Annotated in this window: 9 protein-coding genes; 2 read left to right on the top strand and 7 right to left on the bottom strand. The window is 45.1% G+C overall.

Annotated elements, in window-relative coordinates:
• Positions 1-12: 12 nt before the first annotated feature.
• The 3 genes from I6E84_RS09475 to I6E84_RS09465 all read right to left on the bottom strand — a co-directional run bounded on the left by I6E84_RS09475 (position 13) and on the right by I6E84_RS09465 (position 4,695).
• Positions 13-1,455: an APC family permease gene (locus tag I6E84_RS09475; RefSeq protein WP_197217685.1), complete on the bottom strand. Its 1,443-nt coding sequence runs from the start codon at positions 1,453-1,455 to the stop codon at positions 13-15.
• A 326-nt stretch (positions 1,456-1,781) separates the two neighbouring features.
• On the bottom strand, positions 1,782-3,056 hold the full coding sequence (gene gabT / locus I6E84_RS09470) for a 4-aminobutyrate--2-oxoglutarate transaminase (protein ID WP_197217684.1): 1,275 nt from the start codon (positions 3,054-3,056) through the stop codon (positions 1,782-1,784).
• 172 nt (positions 3,057-3,228) lie between these two features.
• Positions 3,229-4,695: an NAD-dependent succinate-semialdehyde dehydrogenase gene (locus I6E84_RS09465; RefSeq protein WP_197217683.1), complete on the bottom strand. Its 1,467-nt coding sequence runs from the start codon at positions 4,693-4,695 to the stop codon at positions 3,229-3,231.
• Positions 4,696-4,929: 234 nt separating this feature from the next.
• On the opposite strand from I6E84_RS09465, the gene I6E84_RS09460 reads away from it, so the two are divergent.
• Positions 4,930-5,694: an IclR family transcriptional regulator gene (locus tag I6E84_RS09460; protein WP_197217682.1), complete on the top strand. Its 765-nt coding sequence runs from the start codon at positions 4,930-4,932 to the stop codon at positions 5,692-5,694.
• An 86-nt stretch (positions 5,695-5,780) separates the two neighbouring features.
• Here the strand turns inward: I6E84_RS09460 and I6E84_RS09455 are convergent, their stop codons facing one another.
• From I6E84_RS09455 to I6E84_RS09445, 3 genes are all read right to left on the bottom strand, one after another.
• Positions 5,781-6,827: a histone deacetylase family protein gene (locus I6E84_RS09455; RefSeq protein ID WP_197217680.1), complete on the bottom strand. Its 1,047-nt coding sequence runs from the start codon at positions 6,825-6,827 to the stop codon at positions 5,781-5,783.
• Between the two features lie 117 nt (positions 6,828-6,944).
• Positions 6,945-8,171 carry a CaiB/BaiF CoA transferase family protein gene (locus I6E84_RS09450; RefSeq protein WP_197217678.1) on the bottom strand — a complete coding sequence of 409 codons (1,227 nt, stop codon included), beginning with the start codon at positions 8,169-8,171 and terminating at the stop codon, positions 6,945-6,947.
• A gap of 186 nt (positions 8,172-8,357) precedes the next feature.
• Entirely contained in the window at positions 8,358-9,542 is a 1,185-nt protein-coding gene (locus I6E84_RS09445; protein WP_010198628.1) for an acyl-CoA dehydrogenase, read from the bottom strand.
• Positions 9,543-9,733: 191 nt separating this feature from the next.
• Between I6E84_RS09445 and I6E84_RS09440 the strand changes: the two genes are divergently transcribed.
• Positions 9,734-10,561 carry an IclR family transcriptional regulator gene (locus tag I6E84_RS09440; protein ID WP_197217676.1) on the top strand — a complete coding sequence of 276 codons (828 nt, stop codon included), beginning with the start codon at positions 9,734-9,736 and terminating at the stop codon, positions 10,559-10,561.
• A 69-nt stretch (positions 10,562-10,630) separates the two neighbouring features.
• Here the strand turns inward: I6E84_RS09440 and rtcR are convergent, their stop codons facing one another.
• The gene (rtcR, locus tag I6E84_RS09435) at positions 10,631-12,340 is read right to left on the bottom strand and encodes an RNA repair transcriptional activator RtcR (RefSeq protein ID WP_197217675.1); all 1,710 of its coding nucleotides are present in this window, start codon (positions 12,338-12,340) and stop codon (positions 10,631-10,633) included.
• Positions 12,341-12,367: the final 27 nt, after the last annotated feature.

Here is a 12,367-nt window from a genome sequence, read left to right as displayed (position 1 = left end):
TTTTAAATAGATTTAGTTTTTTGGTGGATTGTCTTTCAACCACAGCTGATTCACGATTTTTAATTCGCGCAACTCTTCTGCCATGATGGCTTCACTTTTGCCAGGGTACTTAATGGTTGCATAACCATATAGCGCCACACCTAACACCGTCCAACCAAAGAAAATCCACCATTCGATAGCGGTAAGCGCAGATGGCATACCTGGCATGTATAGTGCCAATAAGCCAAAGCTTAGTGCGATCGTGATCATACCCACCAGTTTACCTGCAGGTATCTTAAATGGACGTACCATATCAGGCTCACGGTAGCGCAGCACTAAGAAAGAGATAGCAACACAAGTATAAGCAATGACGATACCAAAACCACCAGCATCAACAATCCAAACCAACATTTTGCGACCAAATAATGGCGCGAGCGTGGCTAAACCACCAATCAATAAAATCGCATTAACAGGTGTATTATATTTTGGATGTAATTTACTTAAGAATGCTGGCAACATATGCGCTTTTGACATTGCATATAGTAGACGACTACCACCAATCAAGAACGCATTCCAGCTTGATAAAATACCCAATACGCCACCGATAACCAGTAAAATACCGGCCCATTTGCCATGCCACGCATTGGTCATTGCATCCGCGGTCGCCAAGGTAGAGTTTTCGGCTTGAATCAATGGCAATGTGGTACCCACACTCCATGCAACTGCGATATACCAAAGTACCGCAATTGTTATTGATACGATTAGGAATTTGCCGATATTAGGACGGGTTAAATCAATCTCTTCAGCCGCTTGTGGAATCACATCAAAGCCGACGAACATAAAGGGAACCATCACGATAACTGCCATCACGCCAGCAGCGCCACCAATAAACGCCGGAGCTTGTATCGCAGTCGATGTCGCAGGATTATATAATGCCGCGCCAATGAACAGTAATATACCGACAAACAAGATCCCTACAACCGCTGTTTTTTGGAACCATGCACTGACTTCCATGCCTCGTACATTCAGCCATGTGACAATCACTGACCCCAGCATCCCTACACCTACCCAAGTGGCATAGACATCCCAACCAGCGATCGTCCAAAGATAACCCTGATTATAATTGGGAATAAAATACTCAACCACCGTCGGCAAGGCGACTGCCTCAAATGCGACGACTGAGAAATAACCAAATAGAATACTCCATGAGCAGATAAAGGAAACATTGACCCCTAATGCTCGGTGGGTATAAGTATGCTCACCGCCCGTGATAGGCATTGATGAAGCGAGCTCAGCATAAGTCACACCAATCAGTATCACTGCCAAACCACCCAATAAAAACGCTAACATCGCGCCCCACGTACCAGCAGATAAAATCCAGCCGCCAGCCAGTACTACCCAACCCCAACCTACCATAGCACCAAATGCTAAGGCTATGATATCAAACATCCCTAGCGATTTTTTTAGTCCAGACATAACTTACTCCTTGTCTATGTGTCACCCAGATTAACTCGTCAAAGCTAAGCTGGCTTTAGTGTATTCGGGCATAGCCCATTATCGTTATTTTCCGTACTTACCCTCTCATAGGGCATACCTATGAATGGGGTTAAATCGCTTTATTCATTCACTATATTGACCTTGTATTTCGGTCATAATAAAAGCCCGCTCAAAAAAATAACGGCGTCTTGTCATGCAAGGCGCCGTTATTTATTCAATCACTCAGAGTAAGTACTCTTAATTACTCTCAGGACAGGCTTACCATTGCTTTTAAATCACTGCCTTTTAAAACATTGCTGTTCAAATTAAGCAGTTAATATACCGCCAATGATATCAAGGCCTTCTTGTAAAATTTCATCTTCAACCGTCAATGGCACCATTACGCGGATCGCATTGCCATACATACCACAAGACGCTAGTAACAGGCCTTGCTCAAAAGACTTCTGTTTAAGATTGGCAGTGGCAGTGGCATCTGGCTTGCCTTCACTATCAACCAAATCAAATGCTAGCATGGCACCTTTATAGCGAATGTTGCCAATGCTGCTCAGATTTAAGCCTTTTAAGAATTCGGCAATGGTATCGCCAATCACGACACTACGCTCAAGCAAGTTTTCTTCTTCAATCACTTCTATGACAGCCAATGCTGCTGCCAACGCAATCGGGCTACCAGAATACGTACCACCCAAACCACCTACTTGCGGTGCATCCATAATGTCGGCACGACCAATAACTGCTGACACAGGATAGCCACCAGCCAAACTCTTAGCTGTGGTCATCAAGTCTGGCTCCACACCTAACTGCTCGCCTGCAAACAAAGTACCCGTTCTGGCAAAGCCACACTGGACTTCATCAAAAATCAGTACAATGCCATGCTCATCACAAATCTCACGTAATGCTTTGGCAAATGATGGTGTTACTTGATGGAAACCACCCTCGCCTTGAATAGGCTCAATAATCATTGCCGCTACTTCGCTTGGATCGATGTCAGCTTGGAAAATCATATCAAGGCTATGCAGTGCCTGTGCTTCTGTGATATTTAACTCTTCGGCAGGGAACAATGCATGGAAGACAGGACCAGGCATTGGGCCAAAGTTCTTTTTGTACGGCAATACTTTACCAGTTAGGCTCATGCACATCATGGTGCGACCATGCCAGCCACCAACGAAAGAGATGATGCCTGGGCGACGGGTTTTCGCACGAGCGATCTTGATGCAGTTTTCGACGGCTTCAGCACCAGTGGTCAAAAACAATGCTTTGGTTGGACCGCTGATAGGTGCTTTTTCACACAGTTTTTCTGCAAGGTCAACGTAGCTTTCATAGCTAACAATTTGTGCAGCAGTATGCGTGAATTTGTCGACTTGCTCATGCACACGTTGGGTAATCTTTGGATGACTATGACCAGTATTTAATACCGAGATACCACCAATAAAATCAATATAACGATTGCCTTCAACGTCCCAAATCTCTGAGTTTTTTGCTCTTTCGGCAAAGATAGGAAACGCGATACCAAGGCCGGTAGGTAAAACAGCTTTACGGCGGGCAAGTAATGCTTCGTTAGTGGTTTGGGTGTTCGTGGTCATCAGAATGTCCTTTTTTCATGTGGTGTTGGTTGTATTAAATTCATTACTATCAATATTATTACTATCGATGTCATTGTGATGGTACTAGTACCATCACAATGGCTACCATTAAAATGGGTATTACGTTTTAGCGATCGTTATATAGTCGATTCAATATAGTGGAATGACTATATTAGCTAACGTCAGAACACCAGTACTTGGTTACTACGTAATCTTCGATGCCGTATTTTGAGCCTTCGCGACCAAAGCCTGATTGTTTCACACCACCAAACGGTGCTACTTCTGTAGAAATCAAACCAGTGTTGTGGCCGATGATGCCGTACTCTAAGCCTTCGGTCACACGCCATGAACGAGCGTAATCACTACTATAGAAATAAGCCGCTAAGCCATAGATGGTGTCATTGGCTTTACGAATGACTTCTGCTTCATCTTTAAAAGTAAAGATGGTAGCGATAGGGCCAAAAATTTCCTCAGACGCGATATCCATATCACTACTGATGTCCGTAATAACGGTCGGATTGTATGCCAGCTCTGACGCGCTATTGATGCTGCCACCAGTGATAAGCTTCGCACCTTTATCTAATGCATCTTTAAGTAGCGCTTGTACTTTATCTAGGGCTTTTTTATTGATGAGAGGTCCAATATCGACGCCTTCATCCATGCCATTACCGACATTTAGCTCAGCGACTTTTTTGACGAACACATCTAAGAATTCTTGTTTGATGCTCTCTTGTACGTAAACACGGTTGGCACAAACACAAGTTTGACCAGCATTACGATATTTAGACGCAATAAGACCTATCGCTGCTTTTTCAAGATCTGCATCATCAAAGACGATAAACGGGGCATTACCACCCAGCTCTAACGATAGTTTTTTGATGGTTGGTGCACACTGAGCCATCAATATACGACCCACTTGTGTAGAACCAGTAAACGACAACTTATGAATACGTGCATCACCCGTTAGGATTTCACCAATCACCGCTGATTGACCAGTGACCACTTGAATAACACCAGCTGGGATACCCGCTTCTTCTGCTAATACACCCAGTGCCAAAGCAGAGAATGGCGTTTCAGTCGCAGGTTTGATAATAATCGTACAGCCAGCTGCCAATGCAGGAGCGGCTTTACGGGTAATCATCGCCGATGGAAAGTTCCAAGGTGTAATAGCGGCACAAACACCAACTGGCTGCTTGAGCACGACGTGACGTAACTGCGTGCTATTGGCAGGAATGACATCGCCATAGATGCGCTTACCTTCTTCTGCAAACCAGCGAATGAAGCTATTTGCATAACCAATTTCGCCACGTGATTCAGTCAAAGGCTTACCTTGCTCAGCGGTCATGATAATCGCAAGATCTTCTTTATTAGCATCAATGAGGTCTGCCCATTTTTGCAGCAGCTCTGCACGCTCTTTTGCGGTCTTAGCTGCCCAAGCGATTTGAGCGTCATGAGAGTAAGCAACAGCGTCATTAACGTCTTCAGTCGTCAGACTTGGCACTGTGCCAATAAGTTCATTATTAAAAGGGTTGTTTACATCGAGGGTTTCTGCATCGCTAGCACCATACCAACCGTCTTTGGTCAGGCACTGTTGTTTAAGTAAATCTGGATTTGATAGTTGCAGTATGTTTTTTGGCATGGTAACGCTCCTTGTTCTTAAGCGTCATGCTTGTTTATTATGATAAACAAAGCCACGACACTTACAGTCACGAATAATAGTTGATAACTAATAATATGTTCAATATACTGAACAACAATTCTATATATGAGACATCATTATAAGAATGATATGATGTGTTTTGCAACCCTTAATAATAATATTTTAATCATTGGTTAATAGCCCTTTATTTTACTTCACTTTTATAGGCGCACTATGAGCACAACTGCCGTTCCAGCATTGGACAAAATGTTTCAAATTTTAGATTTAATTACTGATAGCCCTCAACCGCTGACAGCCGCTCATATTTCTAAGCAACTTGACCTACCTCGTAGCTCAACCCACAATATTTTGCAAAGTCTACTGACCAAACATGTCATTTATAAAGACGTTGATAGCCGCTTTCATTTAGGCTCATATCTCATGTATTGGGCGGGAAAGTACGAACAGCAGCAAGGGGTTATACAGTTATTCAAAGACCTTATCGTACAATACCCTGTACTGCTGCAGCATACGGTCACGTTGTCAAAACTAGATTTGGGTGAAGTGGTATTTTTGGCCTGTCACGAATCGCCTGCGCCGCTCGGCTTTACTTTCCGTGCTGGAGTACGTGTGCCTGCGGTATTTTCTGCAACGGGCAAAGCCATGCTGTCGACCATGTCGATGAGTGCTATAAAATCATTATACGAAGACACGTTTCCTGAGCCATTGACCCAAAACTGTGTGCGTGATTTTGAGTCATTCGCTATTGAGACGACCCTCATTAACAGTAGCCGCATCTCATTGGACAATGGGCAATTGCGTGATGGAATGTATTGCTTAGGGACTTATATTCGTAATGCATCAGGTGTTGCCATCGCTGGTATGGCGGTGAGTTTTTTGCAGGGAGAGTATGAGATAAGACGCGAGGAAGTGAGTGCTGTTTTGATTGAATTGGCTGAGCAAATTGAAAAGCGTTTGGGGTTTATTTCTCACTCATAAGGTATAGTTGCAGAGTTTAAAGCCACCAAACCCTGCAACCAATTTTCTTGCTCTCTATTGCTACTGATTTTTCAGCTGCGTTAGCTCTATTCTGCAATAAGCCCCGATAAAAAGGCTTGCAAATTATCATTGAGCTTTTGAATATAGTAGCCACCTTCAACTAAGACAATCAATGGCTTGTTTAGCGCTTTCATCTTTTGTGCCAATACTTTAAAGCCTTCGGTACTCACGGCACATCTCGCTTCTGGATCGTTTTCATAAACATCAAAGCCCAATACGTGAACGATAACATCAGGGTCAAATAGCGTCATCGCCTCGATAGACTTATCAACATACTCAAAAAATCCCGTTTCATCGGTGCCATGTGGCATCGGGAAATTGATATTGTAGCCTTCACCCTCGCCTACACCTTTTTCAAACACATGTCCTGTCACTGCTGGATAAAAATTAACAGGATCGCCATGTACCGAGGTATACAGCACGTCTTTACGATCATAAAATATCTCTTGGATACCTTGTCCGTGGTGCATATCTGTATCGATAATGGCAATTTTTGCGTATTTTTGACGTAGATGTTCGACGATGATGGCTGCATTATTTAGATAGCAAAATCCACCAGCGGCGCTTTTGCGAGCATGATGACCAGGCGGCCGTGAAAAGCAAAGCTGTATATGACTGTCGGCACGCTCGGTATCTGACGCATTGTCATTCAGCAGTGCTTCAGCTGCATTGAGTGCGGTCTGAGCTGACCAATAGATAGAGGTCCAAGAATGCTCGCTGATGGGCGCACTATCATCCGCTTGGTATTTCGCCGCTTTGGCCATGATTCCAATGCCAGGGTTATCATAAGGTACAAAAATCCCTGTTTGCACTTGTGCGCCTAGATCTTCCTCCACTGCCATCCAGTCATCATAGCCATGCTTGAGAAACTCAACATAACCAAAATCATGAACCGCTAATATTGGCCCGATGCCAACATCGATAGCAGTCGTCACCTCTAAGCCCAATGTAGCTGGTGCTTTTAAAAACTCGACCATACGCTCTGGCACTTCTAACGGCTCATGCATCTTTCCATAAGAAAAATAAGGGAGTGGTCTATGCAGGCTTAGGTTTTCATGGCTATAGATTTTCATGCTCAACATTCCTTGTTTGAGACTACTTGGTTTTAGATTTTTTTGTTTAAAAAACTTTATTTCCTAGCTTTTATTTCGAACACTGATGATTGTAAATATACGGCTATAAGAACTGCTTTAAACAATCCCATCGGCTTTGAGCTTGGCTATCATCTCGCTGTCATAGCCCAAATCAGCAAGCGTGCTATCGGTATGCTCGCTCAATTTCGGTGGCGGCGTACGATAAGTGACGGGCGATGCAGATAGTTTAATTGGGCTACCAAGTGCTTTTACCGGACTACCTTGAGTGCTAAAATCAACGACCATCTCACGTGCCAGCGCTTGCGGCATGGCCAATGCTTCAGCCACGTTATGAATCGCTCCGCATGGAATACCTGCTTGATCTAAAACCTCTAGCCAATATGTGCGTGGTTGCTCGGCAAATTTCTTACTCAACTCAGCGCACAGTAGCTCACGATTAGCAACACGGTTAGGGTTGGTCGTAAAACGCTCATCCATATACCAATCAACTGCAAGCACGTCACACAGTTTGGCAAACTGACTGTCATTACCACAGGCTAAGATAAAGTGCTGCTCGCCCTGACCTGCGAATACTTGATAAGGCACGATATTAGGATGCTGATTGCCCAGTCTGGGTGGCACTTTTCCTGATGCCAAATGGTTCATACCCACATTGGCCAGCATCGCAAGCGCACTATCTAAAAGTGCAACGTCTACCTGTTGCCCTAACCCGGTAGTCTCACGAGCAATCAAAGCCGCTTGAATACCAATCGTCAGCTGCAACCCTGCAAACAAATCAACGACTGCCACGCCAACTTTATGAGGTTCGCCATCACTAGGGCCTGTGATACTCATCAGCCCTGACAACCCTTGGATAATATAATCATAACCAGGGCGCGCGGCATCTGGACCTGTCTGACCAAACCCTGTCAATGACGCATAAATCAGGCGCGGATTGTGTTGTTTTAGACTGTCATAATCCAAGCCGTACTTTTTTAGACCGCCCACTTTGAAGTTCTCTACCAAGATATCACTATCAGCGGCCAGTTTCTTAATGATGGCCTGCCCTGCATCAGTAGTGATATCGACCGTGAGTGACTTTTTATTACGGTTAATCGTCGCATAATAAGCAGACGTATCATCGCTGAATGTTGGCGGTGCCCAGTGGCGAGTTTCATCGCCAATATGTGGACGCTCAATCTTGATAACTTCGGCACCAAGATCTGCCAATACCTGCGTACAAGAAGGCCCTGCCAGCACTCTCGATAGGTCGAGAACTTTAATCCCGTGCAATGCGCCTTTTGCCAATTCATTGCTGTTATCGCTATTGCTATCGACAGTCATAATAATCCCTTATTGTGTGGCGTATTTTGATAATAAAATTGTTATTCATGATGTAATTGCTAAGAAGTTACATCATGAACAACAACTGAAAAACGTACGCTACTGCTTATATATGCTTCGTAAAAAGCCAAACAATAACGTACGTTAGGGCATGTGCTAAATCTGAACATTTAACTTAAATTCAGTTTAAAAGAACGCTTGAATCCCTGTTTGCGCACGACCTAGGATAAGCGCGTGGATATCATGCGTCCCTTCATAGGTATTAACAGCCTCTAAGTTCATGACGTGACGGATGATATGGAACTCATCAGAGATACCGTTACCGCCATGCATATCACGAGCGATACGTGCGATATCCAGTGCCTTACCGCAGTTATTACGTTTAATGAGTGAGATCATCTCAGGTGCTGCATTGTCCTCATCCATCAAACGACCCACGCGTAGCGCCGCTTGTAGACCTAACGTGATTTCAGTCTGCATATTGGCAAGCTTCAACTGTACCAGCTGCGTTGCCGCTAGCGGACGACCAAACTGCTTACGATCGAGCGTGTACTGACGAGCTGCTTTCCAGCAGAATTCAGCCGCACCCATCGAACCCCAAGCGATACCATAACGGGCTTTATTCAAGCAGCCAAATGGTCCTTTTAGACCACGGATATCTGGGAAAGCATTGGCTTCAGGAACGAATACTTTGTCCATGACGATCTCACCCGTGACTGATGCACGTAATGAGAATTTGCCTTCGATTTTCGGCGCAGACAAGCCCTTCATGCCTTTGTCTAAAACAAAACCACGAATCTCGCCAGCATCATCTTTTGCCCACACGACAAACACGTCAGCGATAGGGCTGTTGGTAATCCACATTTTATTACCCGTCAGCTCATAGCCACCGTCCACTGCGCGTGCACGAGTAGACATTGATGAAGGATCTGACCCCGAGTCTGGTTCAGTCAAACCGAAGCATCCTACGTACTCACCCGAAGCAAGCTTAGGTAGATAACGCTCTCTTTGCTCTTCTGTACCATATGCCCAAATAGGATGCATCACTAGGCTTGACTGTACGCTCATCGCTGAACGATAACCCGAGTCTACTGCTTCCACTTCCTTGGCAATCAGACCATAAGCCACACTTGATAAACCAGCACAGCCATAACCTTCAATCGTGACACCCAGCAAACCCATTTCACCCATTTGACGCATGATATTACGATCAAAATTCTCGTTGCGATTGGCTTCAACGATACCCGGCATTAGCTCTTTTTGAAAAAACTGACGGGCGCTGTCTGTAACCATGCGTTCTTCTTCAGTAAGCTGGTCACGTAGTAAAAAAGGATCTTCCCAATCAAAGCGTGGGCTGGTAGATGTTGCCATGTGGATCTCCTTGGTATCAGTCATCCTGACTGACGAATAGTGATTGATACATCATTTGGTCTAACAAGTCATTGACTTCGTTATTCCGCTGTGCAAAACTTAGTTTCATAATTTAAAACCATTAAAGCAAACTTTCGCTGCGCTGTAAACCTTTATCAAAAAATATCGCCATCAAAAGAGATAGGAATAAAATGACAAAACCATCATCGACAGTTACGCCACTATTAGAACGCATGCATGGCGTTATGAGTCAGAGCAAAGAAGAGAACGACCGACAGTTTGTGACTGCATTGGCACGGGGACTGATCATACTGGCGGCTTTTGAGCATCATGAGCGGCTCACCCATCAGCAGCTGTGTCAGATGACAGATCTGCCAAAAGCAACCATTACCCGTCTTATCCATACCTTAACTACGCTTGGGTTTTTACGTGTCACTGAGCACGGACATTATCAATTGGGCAGTAGTGCTGTACGTCTAAGTGCGACCGCGTGGAGTCGCCACGATATGGTCGCAGCGGCTGAACCTTTACTGCGACAGTTTGCTAGTGAGAATGAAGTATCAGTGAATTTGGCAACCGAAGTCGAAGGAGAGATGCGCTATCACGCCTGCTGTCGTAGCCCTGCTCGCCTGTCAGTTAACTTGCAAGTTGGCTCAGCTGTACCCGTCGCACGCACTGCCATTGGACGGGCTTTTTATGCGGCAAGCGCGCAAACAAGACAGGCTGTCATCATTAGCAATCTACAAGAGAATTTGTCTGATGAGGATTATAACCATGCACAAACTGCCCTAGCCAGCGCGACTGAGCATTATGAGAAATATGGCTATACCGTGTCTGATGGGGAGTTTTCTACTGATATATTGGCGGTCGCCATTGGTGTATTTGATGTCGCGACTGGACAATATACCTACTCACTCAATGCCAGTGTGCCAAGTGCCAACTGGGAAGCAGATGACTATGCGGCGATGATTGTGCCAAAATTGCAGGCATTGGCTGAGCGGATTGGGAGTGGGGTTTAAAAATATATAATAGAGCTATAGTACGAGCATCCTGGCTTAGTTGATGGGTTTTATCTTATGAAAGATGCTTCATTTTAGCTCATCAAACCGCAGCTCAAATTTCATTAGATACTTACGCAATCTATCGCTATCGTTCGGGCTTTTTAATTTATCGCGTGAGTTGGTATATAGATAGCGCCCCGCCGCTGCTTGGTTTTTATGGTTGATACAAACCTCAATCACATATGCCAATTGCACTGCATCAAACGGATCAATAGTCGCAAGAGTTTCCTCATCTAGATATTTTATTAAAATATTATGGCTACCTTGCTCGATGGTTTCACTATTTAAAACGGAATCAAAGCTGTTATTGCTTAGGCTATTTTTAGTCCTAACATTACCGCTGTTTAAGCTATTAGAGCCGTTTGAACTGTCAGGCAACTCCCAAAGATGTGTTAAGCGCTCAATCTCTGCTTGTACGTCTACTTCCCTAATCACCTTACTTTCAGCCAGCGTGGTCAGACGAATCATACTGGCCGTCAAATCACGAAAGTTCCCCTCCCATGTCGCATCCGCACTCATCGCAAAAGCTTCATACAGCTGCCTTGCTTCTGGGGTAAATCGGTAGTGCTGCTGCTGCTCGCTACCCAAGCGCGCTAGCTCATAGTCAATATTGGCAGGTAAATCTTCCAACCTATCTTTGAGTGATGGCAGAAAGAACGTCCACGTATTGAGACGCGCAAATAAATCTGCCCGAAACTCACCATTAGCAACCGCTTGCCGCAAGTCTTTATTAGTACCTGCCATTAGCTGAAACGACACGCTAATCGGCGTATCACTACCGAGCGGGTAAAAGCGTTGTTCCTCCAGTGCGGTCAATAGCATCGCTTGCTCATCCAGCCCAAGCTCTCCGATTTCATCTAAGAATAATAACCCACCATCGGCTGATTTTAGTAGCCCATCACGGCTCGTCGCAGCGCCCGTAAAGGCACCTTTGACATGACCGAATAACACACTCATGGCGGTGTCACCACGCAGCGTGGCGCAGTTTACCTCGACGAATTGTTCGAGCATGTTTTTGCCTTGCGTACTGCTGGCTTTGGCTTTTTTAAGCGCGTAAATTTGGCCTGCCAGTTGCGACTTGCCCGCCCCTGTTGCGCCCATCAGTAGTATGGGTGCAGTTGATCGGGTGGCGACTTTTTCGATATCGGAGATGAGCTTTTGATAAGCGGCATTTTGGGTGACTAGATTGGCTTGCAAGGTTTGCCAATGTTGCTGTTTTTCTGCTTCAAAGCGTTCACGTAATCCATCATAGCGCGAGACGTCCAAATCAATCACTTGATAGCGCCCTTGCGGATCGGCTTGGTCGGGTCTTGGGCAAGGGGAAGTCTGAATCAAATCAGCTGGGATAAATCCCGCCTCTACCAACAAAAACCAGCAAATCTGCGCCACATGCGTACCCGTGGTCAGGTGCAATAAGTAATCGGTATTGTCCTGAAAATCAAACCCTGCGGCAAAGTCATACAGCTCAGCATAAACGTCGGCAAAATCCCACGGACTGGTCAACGCGACATGATGACCAATCACGGTAGTGTTTGGGCTGACCTGCGCAATATCATCGGTAATAATTTTAAATAGCCGCTTATCGCGCTTGCTATATAAGATATGCAGCTCATCGACGAGCAACTCATCATGCAGGCCTAAACTGACGGTTGGTCGCCAACGTTGCCAACGCTTGTCATTAAAGCCATTGTCTAAAGTAGTACCGAGGAAGCCAATGACGGCGGTTTTGTTAGACATAAGGTTCAACCATCCAAAATATTGGTG

The organism is Psychrobacter sp. SCQQ22 (assembly GCF_015864605.1).
Classification (GTDB): domain Bacteria; phylum Pseudomonadota; class Gammaproteobacteria; order Pseudomonadales; family Moraxellaceae; genus Psychrobacter; species Psychrobacter fozii.
The sequence above is the reverse complement of the archived record's forward strand: the minus strand, read 5'-3'. Positions and strand labels throughout refer to the sequence as shown.

Bases quoted from the DNA above. Each gene is read 5' to 3' on its own strand.
- I6E84_RS09475 (WP_197217685.1), bottom strand. From the start codon at position 1,455: ATGTCTGGACTAAAAAAATCGCTAGGGATGTTTGATATCATAGCCTTA.
- gabT (WP_197217684.1), bottom strand. From the start codon at position 3,056: ATGACCACGAACACCCAAACCACTAACGAAGCATTACTTGCCCGCCGT.
- I6E84_RS09465 (WP_197217683.1), bottom strand. From the start codon at position 4,695: ATGCCAAAAAACATACTGCAACTATCAAATCCAGATTTACTTAAACAA.
- I6E84_RS09460 (WP_197217682.1), top strand. From the start codon at position 4,930: ATGAGCACAACTGCCGTTCCAGCATTGGACAAAATGTTTCAAATTTTA.
- I6E84_RS09455 (WP_197217680.1), bottom strand. From the start codon at position 6,827: ATGAAAATCTATAGCCATGAAAACCTAAGCCTGCATAGACCACTCCCT.
- I6E84_RS09450 (WP_197217678.1), bottom strand. From the start codon at position 8,171: ATGACTGTCGATAGCAATAGCGATAACAGCAATGAATTGGCAAAAGGC.
- I6E84_RS09445 (WP_010198628.1), bottom strand. From the start codon at position 9,542: ATGGCAACATCTACCAGCCCACGCTTTGATTGGGAAGATCCTTTTTTA.
- I6E84_RS09440 (WP_197217676.1), top strand. From the start codon at position 9,734: ATGACAAAACCATCATCGACAGTTACGCCACTATTAGAACGCATGCAT.
- rtcR (WP_197217675.1), bottom strand. From the start codon at position 12,340: ATGTCTAACAAAACCGCCGTCATTGGCTTCCTCGGTACTACTTTAGAC.